At 69.8% G+C, this 23,072-nt stretch carries 21 protein-coding genes; 7 read left to right on the forward strand and 14 right to left on the reverse strand.

What is annotated here, in order from left to right; translation table 11 throughout:
• Positions 1 to 43: 43 nt before the first annotated feature.
• Genes CRT23_RS20245 through CRT23_RS20255 form a run of 3 tightly spaced genes read right to left on the reverse strand, consistent with a single transcriptional unit; the run spans position 44 to position 3,529 of the window.
• Positions 44 to 1,204 carry a hybrid sensor histidine kinase/response regulator gene (locus CRT23_RS20245; protein WP_103711504.1) on the reverse strand — a complete coding sequence of 387 codons (1,161 nt, stop codon included), beginning with the start codon at positions 1,202 to 1,204 and terminating at the stop codon, positions 44 to 46.
• A 23-nt stretch (positions 1,205 to 1,227) separates the two neighbouring features.
• Complete coding sequence (locus CRT23_RS20250) at positions 1,228 to 1,653, reverse strand: response regulator (RefSeq protein ID WP_103711505.1); 426 nt, start codon at positions 1,651 to 1,653, stop codon at positions 1,228 to 1,230.
• A complete protein-coding gene (locus CRT23_RS20255) occupies positions 1,619 to 3,529 on the reverse strand; it encodes a CHASE3 domain-containing protein (protein ID WP_181017403.1) in 1,911 nt (636 codons plus the stop codon). Before CRT23_RS20255 ends, CRT23_RS20250 begins: the two co-directional genes overlap by 35 nt.
• Before the next feature lie 239 nt (positions 3,530 to 3,768).
• Between CRT23_RS20255 and CRT23_RS20260 the strand changes: the two genes are divergently transcribed.
• The 3 genes from CRT23_RS20260 to CRT23_RS20270 all read left to right on the forward strand — a co-directional run bounded on the left by CRT23_RS20260 (position 3,769) and on the right by CRT23_RS20270 (position 6,206).
• Complete coding sequence (locus CRT23_RS20260) at positions 3,769 to 4,221, forward strand: hypothetical protein (RefSeq protein ID WP_103711507.1); 453 nt, start codon at positions 3,769 to 3,771, stop codon at positions 4,219 to 4,221.
• A gap of 211 nt (positions 4,222 to 4,432) precedes the next feature.
• Complete coding sequence (locus CRT23_RS20265) at positions 4,433 to 5,749, forward strand: hypothetical protein (protein WP_103711508.1); 1,317 nt, start codon at positions 4,433 to 4,435, stop codon at positions 5,747 to 5,749.
• Between the two features lie 256 nt (positions 5,750 to 6,005).
• Positions 6,006 to 6,206, forward strand: coding sequence for a hypothetical protein (locus CRT23_RS20270; RefSeq protein ID WP_055957159.1), 201 nt, complete (start codon positions 6,006 to 6,008; stop codon positions 6,204 to 6,206).
• 117 nt (positions 6,207 to 6,323) lie between these two features.
• Here CRT23_RS20270 and CRT23_RS20275 read toward each other — a convergent pair whose 3' ends face one another.
• The 3 genes from CRT23_RS20275 to CRT23_RS20285 form a co-directional block, all read right to left on the reverse strand.
• Positions 6,324 to 7,490, reverse strand: coding sequence for an adenylate/guanylate cyclase domain-containing protein (locus CRT23_RS20275; protein WP_245436440.1), 1,167 nt, complete (start codon positions 7,488 to 7,490; stop codon positions 6,324 to 6,326).
• 237 nt (positions 7,491 to 7,727) lie between these two features.
• Positions 7,728 to 8,783 carry an AraC family transcriptional regulator gene (locus CRT23_RS29250; RefSeq protein WP_245436433.1) on the reverse strand — a complete coding sequence of 352 codons (1,056 nt, stop codon included), beginning with the start codon at positions 8,781 to 8,783 and terminating at the stop codon, positions 7,728 to 7,730.
• Between the two features lie 112 nt (positions 8,784 to 8,895).
• Entirely contained in the window at positions 8,896 to 9,792 is an 897-nt protein-coding gene (locus CRT23_RS20285; protein WP_103711510.1) for an AraC family transcriptional regulator, read from the reverse strand.
• Positions 9,793 to 9,935: 143 nt separating this feature from the next.
• On the opposite strand from CRT23_RS20285, the gene CRT23_RS20290 reads away from it, so the two are divergent.
• From CRT23_RS20290 to CRT23_RS20305, 4 genes are all read left to right on the forward strand, one after another.
• Positions 9,936 to 11,450, forward strand: a complete 1,515-nt coding sequence (locus tag CRT23_RS20290) for an ATP-binding protein (protein WP_146056438.1) — start codon at positions 9,936 to 9,938, stop codon at positions 11,448 to 11,450.
• Positions 11,443 to 11,862: a response regulator gene (locus CRT23_RS20295; protein ID WP_103711512.1), complete on the forward strand. Its 420-nt coding sequence runs from the start codon at positions 11,443 to 11,445 to the stop codon at positions 11,860 to 11,862. Before CRT23_RS20290 ends, CRT23_RS20295 begins: the two co-directional genes overlap by 8 nt.
• A gap of 98 nt (positions 11,863 to 11,960) precedes the next feature.
• The gene (locus CRT23_RS20300; RefSeq protein ID WP_055957004.1) at positions 11,961 to 12,584 is read left to right on the forward strand and encodes a response regulator; all 624 of its coding nucleotides are present in this window, start codon (positions 11,961 to 11,963) and stop codon (positions 12,582 to 12,584) included.
• Between the two features lie 176 nt (positions 12,585 to 12,760).
• Positions 12,761 to 13,699, forward strand: coding sequence for a pirin family protein (locus tag CRT23_RS20305; RefSeq protein ID WP_103711513.1), 939 nt, complete (start codon positions 12,761 to 12,763; stop codon positions 13,697 to 13,699).
• 16 nt (positions 13,700 to 13,715) lie between these two features.
• On the opposite strand, the gene ggt is transcribed toward CRT23_RS20305, so the two are convergent.
• The 8 genes from ggt to CRT23_RS29645 all read right to left on the reverse strand — a co-directional run bounded on the left by ggt (position 13,716) and on the right by CRT23_RS29645 (position 23,071).
• Positions 13,716 to 15,293 (reverse strand): gamma-glutamyltransferase, encoded by a 1,578-nt coding sequence (gene ggt, locus CRT23_RS20310; RefSeq protein ID WP_103711514.1) that lies wholly within the window; start codon positions 15,291 to 15,293, stop codon positions 13,716 to 13,718.
• 32 nt (positions 15,294 to 15,325) lie between these two features.
• Positions 15,326 to 16,255 (reverse strand): ATP-binding cassette domain-containing protein, encoded by a 930-nt coding sequence (locus CRT23_RS20315; protein WP_103711515.1) that lies wholly within the window; start codon positions 16,253 to 16,255, stop codon positions 15,326 to 15,328.
• Entirely contained in the window at positions 16,252 to 17,310 is a 1,059-nt protein-coding gene (locus tag CRT23_RS20320; protein WP_103711516.1) for an ABC transporter ATP-binding protein, read from the reverse strand. Before CRT23_RS20320 ends, CRT23_RS20315 begins: the two co-directional genes overlap by 4 nt.
• 2 nt (positions 17,311 to 17,312) lie before the next feature.
• Positions 17,313 to 18,251 (reverse strand): ABC transporter permease, encoded by a 939-nt coding sequence (locus CRT23_RS20325; protein ID WP_103711539.1) that lies wholly within the window; start codon positions 18,249 to 18,251, stop codon positions 17,313 to 17,315.
• Positions 18,252 to 18,600: 349 nt separating this feature from the next.
• Complete coding sequence (locus CRT23_RS20330; protein WP_055957014.1) at positions 18,601 to 19,545, reverse strand: ABC transporter permease; 945 nt, start codon at positions 19,543 to 19,545, stop codon at positions 18,601 to 18,603.
• Positions 19,546 to 19,561: 16 nt separating this feature from the next.
• The gene (locus CRT23_RS20335; RefSeq protein WP_103711517.1) at positions 19,562 to 21,052 is read right to left on the reverse strand and encodes an ABC transporter substrate-binding protein; all 1,491 of its coding nucleotides are present in this window, start codon (positions 21,050 to 21,052) and stop codon (positions 19,562 to 19,564) included.
• Between the two features lie 135 nt (positions 21,053 to 21,187).
• Positions 21,188 to 22,807 carry a gamma-glutamyltransferase family protein gene (locus CRT23_RS20340; protein WP_103711518.1) on the reverse strand — a complete coding sequence of 540 codons (1,620 nt, stop codon included), beginning with the start codon at positions 22,805 to 22,807 and terminating at the stop codon, positions 21,188 to 21,190.
• Between the two features lie 132 nt (positions 22,808 to 22,939).
• Entirely contained in the window at positions 22,940 to 23,071 is a 132-nt protein-coding gene (locus CRT23_RS29645) for a hypothetical protein (protein ID WP_280951996.1), read from the reverse strand.
• Position 23,072 lies beyond the last annotated feature (1 nt).

Here is a 23,072-nt window from a genome sequence, read left to right on the forward strand (position 1 = left end):
TTTGCCTCGGCGTCGTTGCCATCGCCCGCGGTGACGTCGAGCCTCAACTCATGACAAGTGCGAGGTGCCGATCCTTCGCAACCGCTTCGGGGAGGGTGAAGCGAAACGTGGTTCCCTGTCCGGGATGGCTCTCGGCCCCGAGATTGCCGCCCTGTCGCTCGACGAGGTCACGGCACAGCAACAGGCCAAGCCCGCTGCCGCGCTCGCCTGCGGTGCCGTTCGTCGTAGTGCGCCGGTCGAGCCGGAACAGGTCGGCGACCTTGTCGGCCGCCATGCCGACCCCGGTGTCCGAGATCGAGACCTCGACGCCCTCGCCATGACGCCGCCCCGCTATAGCAACGGTGCCTCCCGGCAAGGTGAACTTCACGGCGTTGCTCACGAGGTTGCGCAGGACCGCCGCGAGCATGTCGCGATGGGCCCGTACGCGTAGCCCGGCGCAATCCGCCTTGAGGGTCAGGCCCTTGCCCGCTGCGTTCTCGGACGCCCCCTTCAGGACCTCGTCCGCGACCTCTCCAAGGTCGACGTCGGCCAGCGTCACCGTCACCGTGTCCATCTGCAGGCTGGCCCAGGCGAACAGGCTCTCCATCAGACCGTAGGCTCGGCTCGCCGCTTCCTGGATGCCCTTGGCTCGCCGTTCGACGGTGGCGTGATCGCGTTCGGCCACCGCTTGGCTCAGCACGTTCGACAGGCCGAGGAGCGCCTGGAACGGATTGCGGAGGTCGTGAGCGATGATGGAGAACAGTAGCGACTTCTGCTGGTTCAGGGTGTCGAGCTCCTGCGACTTGGCCTCCGCCTCGCGCCGCGCCGTGCTCAGCTCGGCCAGGAACTCGCGTCGCGCCTTGGCGTAGCGGATCGCCCGCGCCAGGCTCGACGGCGTCGCCTCGACCTTGGACAGGTAATCGAGCGCCCCGGCCCGCATCAGCTTGAAGGCGACGTCCGGGTCGTCCTCGCCCGTCAGCATCAGCACGGCCTGACTGCCCCCGGCCGGGGACAGGAGCGTGGCCAGGAGCTCGAAGGTGTCAACGTCGGGCAGGCGGTAATCGAGTAGGACGCAGTCGAACGCATGGCCCTGCGCCAACCGCAGGCCGGTGGTGCCATCCGGCGCCTCGGTCAGCTCGTGCGTCAGGCCGGACTTCGCCAGCGCCCGGCGCACGGCCGCGCGGTCGACCTGGTCGTCGTCGATGAGGAGGATGCGCGTCGGCATCGTCGTGTCGTTTCCGGTCAGGGCTACTCGGGGAACTCGACGATCTTCCAGTAGTGCTCCAGCAGCGACACCGCCTGCATGAAGGTGTTGGCCGGGTCCTGCTTGACGATGTAGCCGGCGACATGATGCCCGTAGGCGCGCGCCTTGTCCTCCTCGGCCTTCGAGGTGGTGACCATGAAAACGAGTGCGCTCTTCAGGTCCTCGTCGGCCCGCAAGGCCTCTAGGAACTCGATGCCGTTCATGCGCGGCATGTTGAGGTCGAGCAGGATCAGGTGCGGCTTGGGGAGCTTGGCTCGACCGTTCTCGCCGCGCAGGATCTCCAGAGCCTCGATGCCGTCGCGCGCCACCGTGATGGGGTTGGCGATCTTGCTCTTGTTGAAGGCGCGCTTCAGGCCCTGGACGTCGACCTCGTCATCATCGACCAGCAGCAGGTTCACGGTCGGTGCCATCGGCGGTTTCCTTCGTACCATTGGGCCAGGTGAAATGGACCGCGAGGCCACGGCCGTCACGGCCCTCGCCGAGCCAAACCTTGCCACCCTGGCGCTCGACCAGCTTCTTGACGATGGCAAGCCCCATGCCGCTGCCCTCGACCTCGTCGCGGGGCTTCAGCGTCTGGAACATGCCGAACACCCGTTCACGAAATTGCTCGGGAATGCCAGTGCCATCGTCGGTCACGGTGAACTCTACCATACCGTCGGCAGGTGCCGCATCCACCCAGACATGCCCATCGGCCGGACGGTCGTGGTGCTTGATCGCGTTGCCGATGAGGTTCTGCAGCGCCTGGGTAAGCGGCGCCTTGGCGGCATCCAGCGTCGGCAACCCATCGCCAGCTACGATGACGAAGCCCTCGGGCGGACTGACGAGGCCGGCGAGCTCCTCGACCAGCGCCTTCGTGTCCACCGGCTCGGTCGCGACGTCGCCCCGGCCCGCCCGCGAGTACGCCAACAGGTCGTCGAGGAGACTTTCCAGACGCCGCACCCGGCTCTTCAGGAGATCCATGTTGGTCCGTGTGTCGGCCGTAAGGACCTCTTCCAAATCCTCCTCGATCCATGTCACGAGGTTCTCGATGCCGCGCAAGGGGGCCTTCAGGTCGTGGGAGGCCACGTAGGCAAATTGCTCCAGTTCCTCGTTGGTCCGCCGAAGGTCGCGGGCATGCAGGGCGAGGCGCCGTTCCAGGGCCTTGCGCTCGGTGATGTCGGTCAGGAGCGTGACGACGCCAAGTACCGTTCCATCGGGTCCGAAGTGAGGCCGATAGAACCCTTCCACGACCCGCCGGTCCGCGCCGCGTCGGGCGAGGCGATGCTCGAAGCGGGTCTCGCTCCCGGCGAAGGCTGTCTCCAACTCGCGGCCGGTGCCCGGGAAGGGCTCGTTTGCGAAGACCTGCGCCAGGGGGCGGCCATCGACCTGGGAGACATCCTCGACTTGCAGGTCGAACCAGCGCTCGAATTCGCCGTTGAGGAAGCCGACCCGCCGCTCGGCATCGACATAGCCGACCATGGCTGGGAGGGTGTCGGCGGTCGCGCGCAGCAGCGAGGTTCGGTCGAGCTCGATCAGCCCTTCCTTGAAGACCTGCACCGCCCGCGCCATCGCTCCGACCTCGTCGCGCTGATGGGTGCCCGGGACCTCGGTGGTGAGATCCCGCCGGGCCAAGCGACGCATCGCCTCCGCGAGACGCAGCAACGGGGCGACGATCCTGCGACGGATGGCGATGCCGATGCCGGCACAGATCACGAGCGTGAGCAGGGTGCCGACCCAGGAGACTATGCCGGCGAGGCGACGGGCGTGGGCAAGACGCTCGCCATGGGTCTCAAGCAGGCGCTCCTCCTCAGCCTGGATGGCGGCCAGCTTCGTGCGGAAGGCATCGAAGTAGGCCTTGCCCGTGCCGCTGCCCTCGATGCGGACCGCCTCCGCGCGGGTGGCCGGGTCGGCCATGCCGCGCATCGTCGGCTCGCCGACCTCGGCCTGCCAGGCCCGGGCGGCCTTCTCGGCCTCCGCGAGCCATCCCTGGCGCATGGGATCGTCGCCGATCAACGTATGGAGCCGCTCGGAAGCTTCCTCGAAGGCCGGCTTGCCGATGCGATAGGGTTCGAGGCTGTCCTCGCGACCGGTGAGCAGGTACCCGCGCAGGCCGGTCTCTTGGTTCAGCATCGAGACCCGGAAGGCGTCGAGTGCGCGGATGATGAGGTTCGAACGGCCGCGCGCTTCAATGGCCGTCTGAAGCTGGCCCAGCGAGGCCAGGACCGCGCCGCTGCCCAGCACCGCCACAAGGGCGATGATGCCGATGGCGCTCCCGAGCGAGCGGTTGAGCCCAATCGTCTTCTTCATGCCAGGGACGGCTCCGCGATGTTCGTGAAAGGGATGAGTGGTGTCGATATCACGGAAGGCGGCGCATCCGCTTGGGGCGGTTCCCGGTACTTTCCGGCTGCCTTCGTCATCCCCGCCCGGCATCAAGTACCGAACGGACGGAAGGGCAGCATCCGCACTTGGGCCAGAGGTCGTCTGTTCGGGACGCTTGTCCTATGCACGGTCCCCCCGGAGCATGATCCTCTCGGAAGGGGCCTGCCATGACGGACGATTCGATTGTGAAGACCGAAGCGAGCGACGGACGGCCGCTTCCCACCGTCGTCGGAAGCGGCCGTTTCCGCAGGGAACCTAGAACAACCCTCGCCATGCTCAAGCAAGGTAAGGGGCTTCCTGAGGAGCCTGTCACGCCCGAGGTGGAACCCGTCGGCCTGACTCCATACAAGATGTCGGGATTTCCCGGGATGAGCCCCGAGGAGCAACTGGCCGTGCGGGAAGAGGCCAAGGCCTGGTTGGAAGCCTTCCGTGAAAGAGCGTCTCCGAAGTTGTTGGAATGGGTCAAGGCGATGGGTGCCTTGACCGAGGGGGATGTCTACCCCGAGAGATCCTGGAATAGCTTCAAGGCCAACCTGCACCCCCTGACACGAAGGTGGGTCAACGAACAAAGCACCGAGGCCCCAGACCGGGCGACGTATCCTTACATCAACGGTTTCTAAGGCGATCCGTGGCCTTTTGAGCTTTCCGACGAGGGGAGCCGAAGGGACCATGGCGCCATACCTTGAGAATGAAGCTACCGGACCGGCTGCTCCGCGCGCACCAAGCTCCTTCGTTCCGGTGCTTCCTCCGGCGGACCCGCGTCACCTCTTCTCAAAGGGGTGGTTCGGGGCGGAACGCCTCGAAGACACGTCACCCGCGGCATTCCACGCAATGGTTGACCGAAACGCCTGCGAGCGCGCCGGCAAGCTGACTGAGAGCGCCCTGTCGCTCCCGGCCAGACCGGACGGCACCGTTTCGGATGAGGCAGCCCGCCTCCACCTACTGGCGGCGGAATTGAAGCGGCTCAATGGCGCTCAGCGCGACGTCGCGGTCGATTACATACCCCTGGCCCGTTACTTCCTGGCCAGCCGCGAGATCGGCACCGCGATTGCCTATATGCGCAAGGCCCTGCACGTCGCGGATCTCGCAGGCGACCGCACAGGCCGCATGGCCGCCAAGCTGCTGGCCGCGGAGGTCTACGTCGCCGCCGAGCAGGGTGTGAAAGGCCGTGAACTGGCGGCTGAGGCCGCCTCCCTCGCCCACGACCTGAAGGACGGTGTTTCGCAGGCGAAGGCGGAACGGCTCATGGAGGCCAGCACGAAGTGCTCCGCCTCCCGTTCGCTGAGATACTGCCCATGCGGCAAGCGCGCCCCCTACCTCCAATGCTGCGGTCTCGCCGATGAGATGCCGGGCGAGTACCTCGTGAAGGTGTTCCGGAAGGGCTCGACCCTGGCCGCGAGCCCGTACCTGTCACGCGGCGCCTGGGGCCTCGATTTGTTGATGATGCCTCCGGAGACCGGGCATGAGGAGCTCCGGACTTTCTACTCTTGGCGGATCGAGGACGGCGCCCACCGCCTGCTCGCCTATCCCAACTGGACGGCCCGGGCTCTCGCTTCGGCAAGGAAGATGGTCCAGTTCGCCGAAATCGACGTGCACGGCACCGAGGCGCCCGCTTCCGCGATCCTTCAGGCGGCCTGTGCCCTGGAAGCCTTTGAGACTGCCTGGAAGCTCTTTCACAAGCAGGATTCCGGTCATCCGGCCTTACCGCAGAACCGACCCAAAAAGGATTTCACCGAGAAGTCTCGGATAGCCGATTCCCTGAATAGCTTGAGCGTCGAGACGTTCGGCGAAGCCTGGACACGGGAAGCTGGCGACAAGGCGGACACCGCGGCGCTGTTCGAGCTCCGTAATGCCCTGGTTCACTCGGTCGGCGATGCAGAGCAGATTTCCCCGGAGGCACGAGATCCCAACGAGCATGTGAGGTATCTCCTAGGCCGCGGATTGAACCTCAGGCCAGCGCCGGCACCATGGGCGGACCGGGTGCTGACGCCATCGGTGGCGAGATGGGCGCTCGAAGTCGCCACTAAACACGTCACCGATGTCCGGTTCGCCTACGCAAGCCTTGTGAGAAAGGAAGCGGCAGACGAAGTCTCGGATGGAATCCTTCAGGACATTGAGGAGGAGAACAGCGTGCTGGCACGCGAGTAGTGGCTCCGAGTTGCCTCACTGCCGGCCCAAGGTTGCCGATCCCCATCCCTGCTTAAGCGAAGGGCGCCGGTCCTGGATCGGCCTTGAAGCCAACTTTCAGTTCCACAAATCCTACCTTTCCCGGCGCGGACGCCAAATTTCACTTCCCCTGGCAGCGGAGAACCGTCCCGCGACAAAACGGTTGACGCCTACATTGGATCTGTTCTAATTCGTAAGTAGGAACGGCGCTGAGCCGCCCAGGATGGAGATGACCGACATGGCGAACGCGAAGTGCGAGAGCTGCAAGTTCTTCGACGAGCACAAGGTCAACGGCGCCGCCGCGGCCGCTGACGAGGGCCTGTGCCGCTTCAACCCGCCCGTGAACCAGCCGGGCCCGTCGGATCACGGCCTGTGGCCGGTGGTCGGCTCGGCCGACTGGTGCGGCCACTTCTCGCCCGAGATGACCGCCGCGGAATAAGCAGCGGCCTCGATCCCGCTTCGATGATTCCGAAGGCCAGCCGCGAGGCTGGCCTTTCTCGTTCCCGCGTCCGTGTCTTCCCGGAGACCGCTCGGCTTCCGCGAACGGGCCGCGGCGTCACGCATCGGCCTCGGCGTCGTCCGGAAAGGCCAGCACCTCCAGGGGATCGCCGATGCCGCGCAGGGGAAAGGTCCCGAGGGGCACGAGCTGGTGTCCGTCGCTGGAGCGGGCCGCGAAGGCGCCCGAGAACAGCACGCTGACGTCGAGGACCTTGGTCAGGCTCTCCAGCCGGGCCGCCACGTTCACGGCCGGCCCGATGATCGTGAAGTCGAGGCGCGAGCGCGAGCCGATATTGCCGTACATCACCGCGCCGACATTGACGCCGATGCCGTAGCCGAGGCGCGGCTGTCCGCGCTCGGCCCGCGCGATGTTCAGCGCCCGCATGGCGGCCCGCGCCTCCAGGGCGGCGGATTGCGCGGCGGTGCAGGCGGCCGGCGTATCGAGGTGGAAGATCGCCAGCAGGCCGTCGCCCATGAACTTCAGGATTTCGCCCCCGTGCCGCTCGATCGGCAGGGAGATCGCGTCGAAGTAGTCGTTCAGCAGGGAGATCACATCGTCGCGCGGCCAGAGCTCGGAGATCTCGGTGAAGCCGCGCAGGTCGATGACCATGATGGCGGCCTCCACGGTGACGCCGCTGCCGCGCCGGGTCGCCCCGTTGAGGATCATCTCGCTGGCATGCGGACCGACATAGGTGTCGAGGAGCAGGCGGGTCAGGCGGTTCTTGTGCCGGACCTCCGTCACCACCGACAGAGCCGGCAGGAGCGAGGCCAGCAAATCGAGGTCGTCGGGCTCGAACCCGCCGGGCCGATCGGCCGAGAACGAGATGATGTGGCTCTTGCCGAGGGTGTAGTGCAGGGGCCAGGCGACGTAGTCGGTCAGGCCCTCCGCGCGCAGGTCGCGGTAGATCCCGTAATCGGTCGCCGGCTGCGCCGGCTCTTCCAGGCGCTTCCGGACCCGCTCCGCACCGTTGAAGATCTCGGCGGCCGGGCTGAGCTTGAACTGGTCGGTGTCGACGATGCCGTACTCGAAATTCTGCATCTCGGCGGCTGCCGCGCCGGTGCGCCAGAGGATGCGGGTTCCGAGCCAGAGGGGATGATGCGTCCGCAGGTGGATCGTGCCCCGCGCCACCGGGATCCCGGCCTCGCGCAGGCGCCGGCAGAACGCCACGAAGATATCGTCGAGGAAGCGCTCCCCCCGGGTTCCGGCGAGGAGCCAATCGAGCATCTCTCCGCGCAGCTGCGCCCGCGCGAACCGGCGCGTCTCGTCCTGATGCAGGGGACTGTTCATGTCCGCGCCTCGCTGCCTGCTGTCGCCGTCCGGACCGGGCACGCCGCGCCGGGACCGGCCGGTGGTTCCGCGATCATGGGGCCGCAGCCCCGCTCGCGCCAGGGCGCTTTCCAGGACAAGTCGCCGTCACGACGAGACGCCGTGACGCCGATGCAGGGTCGTGTCGAAACACGGTCACGCCGAGACATCTCGGCGATCCGCGCCCGGCTCCTGCGGCTCGACCATCCGACGCCAGCGGCCGGGGCTCATGCCCTCCTCGCGGACGAAGACGCGGGTGAAGTGGCTCTGGTCGGCGAACCCGCAGGCGAGCGCAATCTCGGCCAGCGACGGGCCGGGCCCGCGCATGAGGATCTTGGCCCGGGCAATGCGCTGCCGGACGAGCCAGGCATGGGGCGACACGCCGAGGGATTGGCGGAACGCCCGGGCGAAGTGGCTGACGGAGAGGCCGCACTCCGCCGCGACGGTCTGCAGGCTCGGCGTGTCGCCCAGCTCGGCGCGCAGGCGGTCCTGGGCGCGGCGCAGCTGCCAGGGGGCGAGCCCGCCCCGGGCAGGCTCGGCGGCGAGGCCCGGGGCGGCATGGAAGCCCGGATGAGCATGGAGGCCCGGATCGGCATGGAGGCCGATCAGATGCGCCCCGATGGCCCGGCCGATCTGCAGGCGAAAGACGGCCGCGCCGCGGTCCGGCCGATCGAGGGTGGCGGCGGCGCTGGCAGCGAGGTCGTGGATCGTGGGGTCGACCAGGACCTTGCCGTCGACCGGCTTCAGGGCCGCGAGCGGATCGATGTTCCCGAGGCCCATGCTCTCGGTCACCTCGGCGAGGAGCCGGCGCGACAGCCAGATCTGGACCGCGCCGCCCCGCTCGGCGGCCGCGGGCCTGTTGCGGTGATCGAGGAGCGTCACGGAACTGGTGCAGACGCGCTCGGGGGCGGGGCGGAAGCAACCGCCCGCCGGCCAGCCTCCGTCATCCGCCAGCTGCACCAGGATCAGCAAGCCGGCGCCGTAGCGCTGCGGCTGCGGTGCCGCCGGGCGTCCACCCGCGCGGAGGTCCGAGACCACGATGCCGTCCGTTTGCGGATCCGGCGAACGGGTCGTTCGGACCGGGTCGGAGCGGGGCTCACGCTTGGGTTCGACCGTGCGCGGGCGCAGGCCCGGCTCCGGGGCGGGCCGCCGGCTGCGTAGCAGCGGCGGGATCGCGATCCGGACCGCAGGGGTGTCGGCTGGCCGATGCATCCTCGTCTCCACACCAGACCTTCGGGTGAGGACACCATGCCGGCGGGGTGCGGCAAGGGTCTTTCGCAGACTTGCTCGGCCGTTCCGCGATCCTGCTGTTTGCCGGGTCGCCTCAGGGCGAGAGCTGGCGGTATTCCCCCGGCGTGCAGCCCGTGACCCGCTTGAACGCGGTGCTGAAGGCGGCCTGGCTCGAGAAGCCGGACGAGAGGGCGACGTCCACCAGCGGCAGCCTGCGCTCGGCCAGGAGCCGGCGGGCGCGGGCCAGGCGCTCGGCGCTGACGAAACCGTAGGGCGTCTTGCCGGTGACGCGCTTGAACAGGCGCGCGAAGTGAAACGGGCTGAGGCAGGCGGCGGCGGCGAGTTCGGTCACGCTGAGGTCGCGATCGAGGTTGTCGCGGATGAAGGCGATCGCCCGCTGGATGCGCTCGGGACAGCCGTGATCGCCACCGGCCGCATCGGCACCGTCCGGACGGTCATGCCCGTAGGCCTGTGCCACCCGGGCCGTGAGGGCGAGGGCCGCCGCCTCCACCATCATCCGGCCGGCCGAGGATTCCTGGATGAGCTCGCTCAGGATCGACAGCCCGATCTGGCGGATGAGCGGGTCCGGGACATCGGCGAGGTAACGCACGGTGTCGGCGCGGATGCGGGCATCGCCGTAGAGGTTCGCCAGGGCCGCGAAGCGCTCGGCCGGCAGGTAGATGTGCAGGATCTCGCTCAACGGGGCCGAGATGTTGATGTCGTCCTCCCCGACGCCGACGGGGCAGAGCCAGATCGTCCCCGCCTCGACCGCCGTCCGCTGGCGGAGGCCGGCGCCCTTGCGGCTGACATGCGCGCCCGGGATGCGGCGGGTCGCCAGGGTGATCTCCATCTGGGTCGGCACGATCGCCGGAAGGTCGCCGGCCGGGTGCGCGCGCAACTCCGCCGCGACGCCCTGCCACTGCCGGCCCCGGGAGGTCGCAAGCAGGCCGGCATGGGGAAACTTGTGCGCGCTGTGCCGATGCAGATCCATGCCCGCAACGTGCAATCCATGCGCCGGGCGCGCCATTATACAGGTGTATCGGAGACCCCCGGGCGCGGGCCCGCTATCCTGGCGGGCCCCGGTGGATGAGGTGCATGCGGCACGGTTTCTCGCGGCAACGGTTCTCAGGCCCCATGCTGTCGCGACAGGCGCTGTCGCGGCAGGTCTTTTCCCGCTGGCCGAGCCGGGCCTCCGCCTCGGCCCATGACGGGCCCATCGGCAGCGACGACCTGCCGGCCTGGATGCTGGCCGCACCGACGGGGCCGCGCCGGGCCTGGGCGGCGGCCGTCGGCACGGCGGCCCTGCTGATCCTGCCGCCCCTGGGCCTCGCCGGCCTCGCGGGCTGGGCCGCCGCGGCCGGGGGCGGCGCATCGGCCGCGGTGTTGATCGGGCTCGCCCTCGTGGCAGGGGGCGCAGCCCTCGCCCTGGCGGCCCGACAGGCACAGCGGCACCGGATCAGCGAGACGCGCCTGGCGGCCATCTTTGAGCGCTCCGGCATCTCGATGTGGCGCGAGGACTGGACGGCGGCGGGCGAGGCGGTGATGGCCCTGCGCCGGGCCGGCACCGTGGACATCGAATCCCACTTCGCCAGCCGGCCGGAGGCGCTGCGTGCCCTGCGCCGGCAGGTCATCGTCACCGACGTGAACGGCTTCACGGTCGAGGAGACGGGCGCCTCCGGCAAGGACGCCTTTCTGGGTCCCCTGGACCGTCTCCTGCCGGACACCGACCAGACCTTCGTGCAGTGGCTGGTGGCCTTCGGCCGGGGCGACCGCTTCTTCCGCTCGGAAGCCCACGTGGTGCGCGCCGACGGCAGCGAGGTCGACATGCTGTTCACCGCCATGCTGCCCCGGGACCTGGCCGGCTTCTCCGAGATCGTCGTGACGGCCCTCGACGTCACGGCCTTTAAGCAGGCCCAGAAGCGCTTCGCCCTGGCCGACACCGCGCTCGCGCGCGCCTCGCGCATCACCACGGTGGGAGCGCTGAGCGCCTCCATCGCCCATGAGGTCAATTCGCCCCTGGCGGCCATCCTGGCCAACGCACAGGCCGCCGCCCGCTGGCTGCGGCGCCCGGTGCCGGAGATAGGCGAAGCCTCGGCGGCCCTCGACGACGTCGTGACCGAGGCGACCCGCGCCCGCGACGTGATCGCCCGGACCCGGTCCTATCTCGGCAACGCCCCGCGCGCCTCCGCCGCCGTCGATCTCCTCCAGGCGGCCCGCGACGCGAACCTGCTCGTCGAGGGCGAGCTGCGCCTGCACCGGGCCGCCGTCCACATCGCGGCGGAGGGGAACATCCCCTGGATCGACGCCGATGCGATCGGCCTGCAGCAGGTCTTCGTGAACCTGCTCCTGAACGCCGCCCAGGCGATGGCGGAGGGGGACGGACCGCGCGACGTCACCGTGACGATCCGGGCCACGGGCGACGCGGTGGCGGTCGACGTCAGCGATACCGGCCCCGGCATCGCGCCCGAGCGGCGCGCCCGGATCTTCGAGCCGTTCCACTCGACCAAGGCGGGCGGGATGGGCATGGGGCTCGCGATCTGCCGCAACCTCATCGATGCGCATGGCGGCGACATCTGGGCCGATGCCGCGCCCGGAGGCGGGGCCGCCTTCCACTTCACCCTCCCGGTCGTCGGGCCCGCCCATGGCTGAATCCGCGGCGGGCGATTCCACCCGGAACGCGGCGCCGCGAGCGCCCGTCGTCGCCATCGTGGACGACGACCCGGCGATCCGCTCGGCCCTGTCGCGGCTCACCCGCTCCCTCGGCTACGCCCCGGCTCCCTTCGCGGGGGCCGAGCCGCTCCTTGAGGCGGCGGACGATGCGGGGATCGCCGTCGTCGTCACGGACGTGCAGATGCCGGGCCTGAGCGGTCTCGACCTCCTGCGCCTCCTGCACCTGCGCCGGCCGACGCTGCCCGTCATCGTGATGACGGCCTATCCCAGCGAGGCCAGCCGCGCGCGGGCGCTGGCCTCGGGCGCCTTCGCCTACCTCGCCAAGCCCTTCGACGCCGAGCAGTTCGAACACTGCCTGGGCAGCGTCCTCGGCATCACGCGCGACCCGTGATAGGCAGGCCAAGATCAGCAGTGGCCAAGCCGCAGATGATGCACCGGGTTGGTCCGTATCTTGTAAGCCAGCCCTGCATATTCGCACTCCTCTGGAAGATGTCCGAAGCGACCGTCCATATCGTCGACGATGATCCGGCCCTGCGCTGCGCGCTGATGCGCCTGTGCCGGTCGAGCGGATTGCTTGCGGTCGGTCACGGAGATGCCGCTGGACTCGCCGCGACACGGGTCCGGACCGCACCGGAATGCATCCTCCTCGACGTTCGACTTGCCGGGGAGAACGGCCTCTCGGTCCAGGAAGCCCTGCGTTCGGCCGGCAGCACCGTGCCGATCATCTTCCTGACCGGCTTCGGCACCATCCCGATGACGGTGCGGGCGATGCGCGGCGGCGCGAGCGAGTTCCTCACGAAGCCGGTGGTGGCCGAGGTTCTGCTCGACGCCGTGCACCGGGCCCTCGCAGCCGATGCGGCGGCCCTGGAAGCCCATCGCGCCCGGGAGGCCGTGGCCGAGCGCCTGCAGGCCCTGACCCCGCGCGAACTGGACGTCCTGCGCTGCGCCATCGGCGGCCTGATGAACAAGCAGATCGCCGCCGAACTCGGGATCACCGAGATCACCGCCAAGGTCCACAAGCGGCGGGTGATGGAGAAGATGCAGGCCCGGTCCCTGGCCGACCTCGTGCGCATGGCCGACCAGATCGGCGTGGCGGCGACCCGCCAGCGCTGAGGCACGGCGCGAAGGTTCAAAGCAAAGCCGGATTCGACAAGCCATCCCGTCCCCCCGTCCCCACAGGTCACCGGCCCGCACCCGGAGCCGCCTCGCGTGCTAGGCTCGGCACGCCCGGCGCGACGGTCGGCGCGGTACCGGTCCGGCTTGGCGGCCCTGACGCAGGAGGACATCGAATGAGCTGGCACAGTGCGGACGACCCGATCCCGGGCGACCCCTTCAGCTGCGACGCGATCAAGACCCTGATCGTGCCGCGCTCGCGGGACCTCGGCTCCTTCGCGGTGCGGCGTGCCCTGCCGTCGACCGAGTGCCGGATGGTCGGCCCGTTCATCTTCTTCGACCAAATGGGCCCGTCCGAGTTCCTGCTCGGCCAGGGCATGGACGTGCGCCCCCACCCGCATATCGGCCTGTCGACGGTGACCTACCTGTTCGAGGGCGAGATCATGCACCGGGACAGCCTCGGCACCGCGCTGCCGATCCGGCCGGGCGAGCTGAACTGGATGACGGCCGGGCGCGGCATCACCCATTCCGAGCGCACCGGTTCGGACCTGCGTCGGACCGGCTCGACCCTGTTCGGTCTCCAGAGCTGGGTCGCGCTGAGCGGCAAGGACGAGGAGACCGCACCGGCCTTCGAGCATTACGAGGCGGATGCGCTGCCGATCCTCGCCGGCGAGGGCAAGACCGTCCGGCTGATCGCCGGCGAGGCCTTCGGGGCGAAATCGCCGGTGCGGACGTCGAGCCCGATGGTCTATGCCGACGTGCGGCTCGAGGCCGGCGCGGTGCTGCCCCTCGACCCGACCTACGACGAGCGCGCGATCTACACGGTCTCGGGCGCCATCGCGATCGCGGGGGACGGATTCGGCCCGGGCCAGCTCCTCGTCTTCCGGCCGGGCGACCGGATCAGCGTGCGGGCGACCGAGACCGCCCGCTTCATGGTCCTGGGCGGCGAGCCGATGGACGGCCCGCGCCATCTCTGGTGGAACTTCGTCTCCTCGCGGCCCGAGCGGATCGAGCAGGCCAAGGAGGATTGGCGCCAAGCCCGCTTCGACACCGTGCCGGGGGAATCCGAGTTCATCCCCCTGCCCGAGCAGCCGGCGCCGGTGCGCTACCCGTGAGCCGGTTTCCCGCGCCTCAGTAGCCGAGGGCGCAGCCGTCCTTGCGCGGATCGGATCCGGCGGCACGCATGCCCGTCGCCGGGTCGATCCAGATGATCTGGCCGCCGCCGATCGGGACCGGGGCCGGCACCGTGATGTGACCGCGGGCGGCCAGCCCCTCGGCGAGCCCCGGGGCGAAGCCGGCCTCGAACTCGACGCCGCCGCCATAGGCGAAGCTGCGCGGGGCATCCAGCGCCTCCTGCACGTCGAGGCCCCGGTCGATGATGCCGGTGAGCAGTTCGACGTGGCCCATGGCCTGATAGTGCCCTCCCATCACGCCGAAGGGCGCCACCACCGCGCCGTCGCGCATCAGCATGCCGGGGATGATGGTGTGCATCGGCCGCTTGCGCGGCGCGATGGTGTTGGGATGACCCGGCTCGACCCGGAACGAGAAGCCGCGATTGTGCAGCAGCACGCCGCTCTCCGGCGCGGTGATGCCGCTGCCGAAGCCCTGGAAGATCGAGTTGATCAGCGAGATCGCGTTGCCGTCGCGGTCGACCACGCAGAGGTAGACCGTGTCGGTGTGGCGGATCTCCGGCCACAGCACCGGCGCCTGGGCACGGGCCATGTCGATGGCGCCGTGCGCCCGCGCCTGCCAGGCCTGGGAGAGCAGGTGCTCGACCGGCACGGCGTTCACCACCGGATCGGCGAAGAGCGCGTCGCGGTGGTGGTAGGCCTGCTTGCAGGCCTCGGCGAAGAGGTGGACCCGGTCGAGCTCGCCGAGCGCGCCGACATCGTACTGCGACATCACGTTGAGCATCATCAGGGCGGCGAGGCCCTGGCCGCTCGGCGGACACTCGTAGACGTCGTAGCCGCGGTAGCGGGTCGAGATCGGCGTCACGTATTCGGGCGCGGCGCTGGCGAAGTCCTCGAGGGTGTGCAGGCCGCCCAGGTCGCGCAGGCGCGCGACCATGTCCTCGGCCACGGGGCCTTCGTAGAAGCCGGCGGCGCCGTGCTCGGCGATGCGCCGCAAGGTGGCGGCGAGCTTCGGGTGGCGCATGATCGTGCCGACCTTCGGCGCCTCCCCGTCGACCAGGTAGGCGGCGGCCGAGCCCGGATCGGCCCGCAGCTTGTCGCGGTTGCGCGCCCAGTCGTAGGCGACCCGCGGCTGGACCGCGTAGCCGTCCTCGGCGTAGCGGATCGCGGGCTGCAGCAGTTCACCGAGGCTGCGGGTGCCGTGGTCGGCGAGCAGCCGTGCCCAGGCCGCGATGGCGCCCGGTACCGTGACCGCATGCGGCGAAGTTGCCTCGATGGCCACGTCGTTCTCGACGTACCAGGCATCGTGCGCGGCCGCGGGGCTGCGGCCGGAGCCGTCCAGCGTGATCGGCACGGCAGCGCCCTTCGGGGCGTAGAGGGCGAAGCAGTCGCCGCCGATCCCGGTCATGGCCGGCTCGACCACGCCCTGCACCGCCACCGCCGCGATGGCGGCGTCGACGGCGTTACCCCCCGCCTTCAGGATCTCGATGGCCGCCAGCGAGGCGAGCGGGTGGGAGGTCGCGACCGCGGCCTGGGCGGCATAGACGGGCGAGCGGCCCGGTTTCGAGAAATCTCTCACGGCGTCGGGTCCTTGAATCGAATCCTGGAGGATCAGGCGTAGCGGGTGTCGGCGACCCAGTGGCCGGGGGCGACCTCGACCAGGCCGCCCGTGGCATCCGGGTCGGCCGTGGGCAGGAGGGAGGCGGCGCGCAGGCGGGCGCGCTCCTCCACGGGGTTCGGCACCGGCACCGCGCTGAGGAGGCGCCGGGTGTAGGGGTGGCGCGGGTCCTCGTAGAGCGCGTCCGCCTCGGCGAGCTCCACCACCCGGCCGTGCCAGAGCACGGCGACGCGCTGGCACAGGTAGCGCACCATGCGCAGGTCGTGGGAGATGAACAGGTACGAGATGCCGAGCTCGTCCTGCAGGTCCTGCAGCAGGTTCACGACCTGGGCCTGGATCGAGACGTCGAGGGCGGCGATCGGCTCGTCGGCGACGATGAAGCTCGGTTTCAGCGCGATGGCGCGGGCGATGCAGATGCGCTGGCGCTGACCGCCGGAGAACTGGTGCGGGTAGCGCTGGGCGAAGCGCGGATCGAGCCCGACCCGGGCCAGCAGGCCCTCGACCTCGTCGCGGCGCTCGGCCCGCGCCATGCCGGGCCGGTGCAGCCGGAACGGCTCGGCCACGTAGTCGCCGATGCTCATGCGCGGGTTGAGGGCGGCGTAGGGGTCCTGGAACACCATCTGGATGCGGGCGCGCATCCGGCGCATCTCTCCGGCGGAGAGCTTGGCGAGGTCGGTGCCCTCGAACGCGACGGTGCCGGCGCTGGGCGGGTTCAGCATGGTGACGGCGCGGCCGATGGTGGACTTGCCCGAGCCGGACTCGCCCACGAGGCCGAGAGTCTCGCCGGGCCGGATGTCGAAGCTGACATCCTCCACCGCCCGGAACACCGAGCCCTTTCCGCCCCACCAGCTGCGCAAGGGGTAGTGCTTGCTGAGATTTCGTACCGAGAGCAGCGGGTAGCGGTCGGCGGGTTCGGGCCTCATCGGGCGGCCTCCTCGGCGGCGAGGCGCGCCGGCAGATCGTACCAGGCGGCCACGAGGTGGCCCGGCGCGGCGCCGGGGGCCTGGACCAGGGGCGGCGCCTCGGCGAGGCAGCGTGCGGTCGCGTAGACGTTGCGCGCGGCGAAGGGGTCGCCCGGCGGCGGGTAGCGCATGTCGGGGGGCGCCCCCTCGATCTGGTGCAGGCGCCGGCGCCCGGCCCGGCCGCGGCTCAGATCTGGCAGCGAGCGCAGGAGCCCGAGCGTATACGCACTCCGTGGATCGCGGAAAATGTCGTCCACCGGGCCGCGCTCGAGGATGCGGCCGGCATACATCACCTGCACGGTGTCGGCGATGCCGGCCACCACGCCGAGATCGTGGGTGATCCAGACGATCGCCATGCCGATCTCGCGCTTCAGCTCCTGCACCAGGGCGATGATCTCCGCCTGCACGGTGACGTCGAGGGCCGTCGTCGCCTCGTCGGCGATGAGCAGCTTCGGGCGGCAGGACAGGCCGATGGCGATCATCACCCGCTGGCGCTGGCCGCCGGAGAACTCGTGCGGATATTGGTCGAGGCGCGCCCCGGCCTGGGGAATGCGCACGAGGTCGAGGAGGTCCCGGGCCCGGGCGCGGGCGGCGCGGCCGTCGAGCCCGAGATGGATGCGCAGGGGCTCGATGATCTGCGCGGCCACCGTCATGCCGGGGTTGAGCGAGCTCATCGGGTCCTGGAACACGAAGCCGATCTGCCCGCCGCGCACCGTCCGCAGCGCGCGCTCCGGCAGGGCGAGGAGGTCGCGCCCCTCGAACAGCACCTGTCCGCCGGTGATGCGGCCGGGCGGACGCGGGATCAGGCCCAGCATCGCCAGCACGTGCACGCTCTTGCCGGACCCGGATTCGCCGACGATGCCGAGGGTCTCGCCCTCGGCGAGGGTATAGGACACGCCGTTGACCGCGTGGACCGCGCCGCCCTCGCTGTCGAAGGCGACGGCGAGGTCACGGACGTCGAGCAGGGTCGGCTTCGCCTGCGCCGCATTTTCCTGCGCCGGAGCTTCTCGCACCATCGTCAGGTCCTCTGCCGGGGATCGAGGGCGTCGCGCAGGCCGTCGCCGAGCAGATTGAAGGCCAGCACCGCGAGGAAGATCGAGGCGCCGGGCCAGATCGCCATCCAGGGCGCCTGCTCGAGGAAGTTCTTGGCGACGTTGAGCATGGAGCCCCAGGACGGCTCGGGCGGCTGCTGTCCGAGGCCGAGGAAGGACAGGCTGGCCTCGGCGATGATCGCGGCCGCGATGGTCAGGGTCGCCTGAACCAGGATCGCCGGCACGATGTTCGGCACGATGTGGCGGATGGCGATGCGCCAGGGCGGATTGCCGACGGCACGGGCAGCCTCGACGAACTCCTCCGCCGCCACCGCCTGCACCTGCGCCCGCGTCAGGCGCACGAAGGTCGAGGTCGCCGAGAGGCCGATCGCCACCATGGCGTTGGTCAGGCTCGGGCCGAGGAAGGCTGCGAGCGCGATGGCGAGGATCAGGAACGGGATCGCCAGCAACGCGTCGGTCAGGCGCATGATCACCATGTCGATCACGCCCCCGGCATAACCGGCCAGCAGCCCGAACGGCAGGCCGAGGGCCACCGCGAGGGCCACCGAGGTCAGGCCCGCCCCCAGGGAGGCCCGCGCCCCGAAGACGATGCGCGAGAGCACGTCGTGCCCGACCTCATCGGTGCCGAACGGGTGCGCCCAGCTGGGGGCGGCGCGGATGGCGCCCCAGTCGGTGGCGATGGGATCGTAGGGCGCGATCCAGTCGGCGAAGACCGCCATCAGGATCAGCGCCACCACGATCACGAGGCCGACCATGGCGGTCCGCCGTGCGGTCAGGCGCGCCCAGAATGCGCGGATCGGACCGGGCTCGCTGCGGAGCGGGGGCGCGGCAGACGGCAGGGCGACGCCGGTCGGAGAGATGACGGGCGGAGCGATGACGGGCGGAGCGATGACGGCCTTGGTCATCGACGCCTCCGACGCATGTCGTCCCCGCGGGGTCGGCACGTCGGGCTCGCGCTTCCGGAAGCGAAGGCGATCCCAGATCCCGGCACCGCGTCGTTCCGGGGCGCCGCAGGCGAGCCCGGCCTCCAGGGACGCCGACGGCCTGAAACCTCGCACCACCTGCGTGTCCCGATCCCGGGCTCCGCGGCGCGGCCCCGGGATGACGCGGTGCCGCAAGGCCTGTTTTCGGAGAATGCCGCGTGCGCGCGATCACCGTGCCCGGAACGGGGGACACCCGCGCGGAAATCGGAGGCGCGTGATTCGGAGGCGCAAGAATCGGGGGAATGCCGGTGCAGGGGAAGTGCCGCCATGCTCACGCGCGCCTCAGCTTCGGGTTGACGAAGGCCGCGAGGAGGTCGGCCGCGAGGTTGAGGAGGACGTAGGTGGTGGCGGTGCAGATCACGACGCCCTGCACGGTGGCGTAGTCGCGGTTGAACACGGCATCGACCATCAGCTTACCGAAGCCCGGCACCGAGAAGACCTGCTCGGTGAGCACGGCGCCGGACAGGAGCTGCCCGAATTCGAGGGCGCCCAGGGTGATGATCGGGATCGCGGCATTGGGCAGGGCGTGGCGCAGGATCAGGCGCAACGGCGAGACGCCCTTGGCCCGGGCGGTGCGGACGTAGTCCGAGCCGAGCACGCCCAGCATCGCCGCCCGGGTGTGGCGCATCATCACCGCCGCGATGGCGTTGCCGAGGACGAAGGCCGGCATCGCCATGGAGCGCAGGTTCTCGGACAGGCTCTCGAAGGGCGAGACGTAGCCGGAGGCCGGGAGCCAGCCGAGCTGGACCGAGAACAGCAGGATCATGAGGATGCCGAGCCAGAAGTTCGGCACCGACAGGCCCCACAGGGCGATGCCGTTGGCCAGGGTATCGGCGGCGGTACCGCGCTTGACCGCCGAGAGGATGCCCATCGGCACGCCGATCACCAGGGCCACCAGCATGGCGAGGCAGGCGAGCTCCAGGGTGACCGGCAGCTTCTCGATCACGAGGTCGATGACCGGCTTCTGCAGGCGGATCGACTCGCCGAGATCGCCCTGGAGCACGCCGCCGGCCCAGAGGGCGTAGCGCACGGGAAGCGGCTGATCGAGGTGGTACTTCTGCCGGATGAAGGCGATGACCTCGGGGTCGCGCTCCTCGCCCGACAGGGCGGTGGCTGTGTCGCCCGGCAGCAGTTGCTGCAGGGTGAAGATGATCATCGAGGCGATCACCAGGGTGGGAATCGCGAGCGCCAGGCGCTGGACGAGGAAGCGCAGCATCAGCCGGGCTCCCGCCTCAGTTCAGCGTCAGGCCGGTGAAGCGCACGAGGCCGTCGGGATAGGGCGTGAAGCCGGTGAGCTTGTTGCTGTAGGCCCAGAACAGCTTGCGGTGGAACAGGTAGATCAGCGGCCGGTCGGCCATGACCCGGTCGGCCAGATGCTTCCAGGCCTCGGCCCGTTGGGCCGGATCGACCGTGGCGCGCTCGGCGGCGAGCGCCGCATCCGCTTCCGGGTTGCAGTAGCGGGCGTAGTTCAGGGGCGTCTTGCAGGCCAGGAAGCTGAAGGTGTTGCCGTCCGGGTCGGGCCGGCCGCTCCAGGAGTAGAGGTAGGCGTCGAAGTTGCCCTTGTCCGCGGCGTCCAGCGCGGTGGTGAAGTCGGTGGCCTGGAGCTTCACGTCGAAGCCGGCCTCGCGGGTCATCGCCTGGATGACCTGCCCCACCTGCGGCGCCTCGTTGTTGGCGTAGACCGTCAGGGTGACGGACGGCTTCGGGATGCCGGCCTCCGCCAGCAGGGCCTTGGCCTTGGCGACGTCCCGCTTCGGCAGGGGATAGTCCTTCACGTAGGCCGGGTGCTTGGGCGAGACCCATTGGTTGCCGGGCAGGAACTCGCCGCTGAACACCACCTGGTTCAGGGCGTTGCGGTCGATGGCGAGGTCGAAGGCGGCGCGCACGCGCGGGTCGGCCATGGCCGAGCCGGCCCTATTCGGATTGAAGACGATCGACTGGAAGCCGAGCTCGATGGTCGAGCCGATCTTGAGCTTCGAGTCGCGGGTCACCTGCGGCAGGTCGGTGGGGGTCAGGCGCTCCAGGAGTTCGAGCTGGCCGGCCCGCAGGTTGGTCAACCGCACGGTGCCGTCGGGGATCGGCCGGAACTCGATGCGCTTGAGGTGGATCTGGTCCTTGTTCCAGTAATCGTCGAAGCGCTCGACCACGATCCGGTCCTGCGGCACCCGCTCGACGAACTTGAACGGCCCGGCGCAGACGGGGGCGGTGGAGAACTTGTCGCCCAGGCGCTCGGCGGCCTTGGGCGAGACCATCATCCCGGCCCGATCCGTGAACTGCGCCATCAGGGGCGCGAACGGCGTCTTGAGAAAAATCTTGAAGGTCAGGTCGTCGACGACCTCGACCCGGTCGATCGGCGCGATCTCGCCGCGCCTCTGCGAGCCGGGCAGCTTCAGGTGGCGCTCGATGCTGTACTTCGCCGCCGCCGCGTCGAGCTTCTCGCCGTCATGGAACCGCACGCCCGGCCGCAGGGTCATGGTGAGCGTCTTCTGGTCCTCCGACAGGCTCCAGCCGGTGGCGAGCTGCGGCACCGGCTTCAGGTCGGGCCCGATATCCACGAGCTTGTCGCACATCGCGGCGAAGACCATGCGGCTGGTGAAGGTGCGCGCCAGCGTCGGGTCGAGGGCGTCCGGGTCCTCCATCAGGCCGAAGCGCAGGGTCTGCGCCTGGACAGGAGAGAGCGCGGCAATGCCCGCGACGAGGCCGGCAGCGAACAGACGCAGCATCAAGCTTCCTTCAGAACTGGGATCGGTCCGGATCGCAGATCCGCCGCACGGGAGGGCGGATCGGCGCGAACCGGGAAGACGTTCGAAAGTGTATACATTATCTGTGCCAGCGAACCGCTTGGCAACGACCCGGCCTCACCAGACCGCCACCTGTCCGTCACGCCGGGGATCGCTGGCGCCGACATACCCCTCGGTGCCGGGGTCACCCATCCGCCAGATGAATTGGCCGGCCCCGAAATCCTGGTAGCTGTCCTCGATCACGTCGACCCGGTGGCCGCGCTCCACCAGGCCCTGCAGGGTCGCGGCCGGCATCGCCGCCTCGGCGTTGATCTCGAGCCCGGCATTGAAGCGCCAGCGCGGCGCGTCGCAGGCGGCCTGCGGGTTCTGGCCGTGGTCGATCATCCGCACCAGGGTCTGCAGGTGGCCCTGAGGCTGCATGTTGCCGCCCATGACGCCGAAGCTCATCACCGGCGCTCCGCCCTGGGTGAGGAAACCCGGGATGATGGTGTGGAAGGGCCGCTTGCCGGGCGCCACCACGTTGGGGCTGGCCTCGTCCAGAACGAAGCCGTAGCCGCGGTTCTGCAGGGACAGGCCCCATTCGGGCACGACCACGCCGGAGCCGAAGCCCATGAAGTTCGACTGGATGAAGCTCACCATCATGCCGGATTCGTCGGCGGCGGTGAGGTAGATGGTGCCGCCCCGGACCGGGTTGCCGGCGCCGAACTCCTGGGCACGGTGCCGGTCGATCAGCCTCGCCCGCGCCGCCAGGTAGGCCGGATCGAGCATCGCCTCCGGGGTCACCTCCATGCTGCGCGCGTCGGAGACGTAGCGGTAGGTGTCGGCGAAGGCGAGCTTCATCGCCTCGATCTGGAGGTGCTGCGCCTCCGGGCCATCCGGGGCCAGACCCGCCAGATCGAAGGATTCGAGGATCCCCAGGGCGATCTGGGCGGCGATGCCCTGCCCGTTCGGCGGGATTTCGTGGAGCGTATAGCCCCGGTAGTCCTTGGCCGTCGGCGTCACCCATTCGGGCCGGAAGGCCGCGAGATCGGCCATCGTCATGGCGCCCCCATGGGCGGCGGCGTGCCGGGCCATGGCCTCGGCGATCTCGCCCTCGTAGAAGGCGCGCCCCTTCGTCTCCGCGATCGCCCGCAGGGCCCGGGCGATGCCCGGCAGGGTGACGCGCTCGCCCACGTGCGGGGCGCGACCGTGGGGCAGAAAGGTCTCGGCGAAGCCCGGCTGCCGCACGAGGTCCGCGACCCGCGCAGCCGCGGCCCATTTCTGCTGCACCACCACCGGCGCGAGGTAGCCGCGCTCGGCGATGTCGATGGCGGGCTGCAGAAGGTCGGCGAAGGGCAGCTTCCCGAAGCGCTCGCTCAGGGCCATCCAGGCCGCGACGGCGCCCGGCACCGTCACGGAATCCCAGCCTCGCATGGGCGGCCGCTCGGCCGCACCGTATTTCCGGGTGAAGTAGTCGGGGGTCCAGGCCGCCGGTGCCCCGCCGGAGGCGTTGAGGCCGTGCAGCTGCCGCCCGTCCCACAGGATGCAGAAGGCGTCCGACCCGAGGCCGTTGCTGCAGGGCTCGGTGATGGTCTTGGCCGCCGCCGTGGCGATGGCGGCGTCCACCGCGTTGCCGCCCTGCCAGAGCATGCGGATGCCGGCCTGGGCCGCGAGGGCGTGCGAGGTCGAGACCATGTTGCGGCCGAAGATCGGCATCCGCACGGTGGGGTAGCCGGTGGTCCAGTCGAACGGCTTCATCGGATCGCGGCCTCACGCATCGGGGGATCCGGCGATGATGGAGACAAACGCCGGGTCCGCCAAGTCGAAGAATTTTCGACGCGAGAAATCGAAGGTCCGGCAAGGTGAGTGAGCCGCCGCGGCGGCTCTTCCTCAGCGATCCGTCGCCAGTTCCGGCATCAGGCGGTTGATGACGCTGTAGTTGATCGCCGTCCAGAACTCGGATGTCTCCGGATCGGCGAGCGCATTCTCCGCCGCCTCGATCACCGCATGGTCGGGCGTCACC

This window comes from Methylobacterium sp. V23 (genome assembly GCF_002917135.1).
GTDB lineage: Bacteria > Pseudomonadota > Alphaproteobacteria > Rhizobiales > Beijerinckiaceae > Methylobacterium.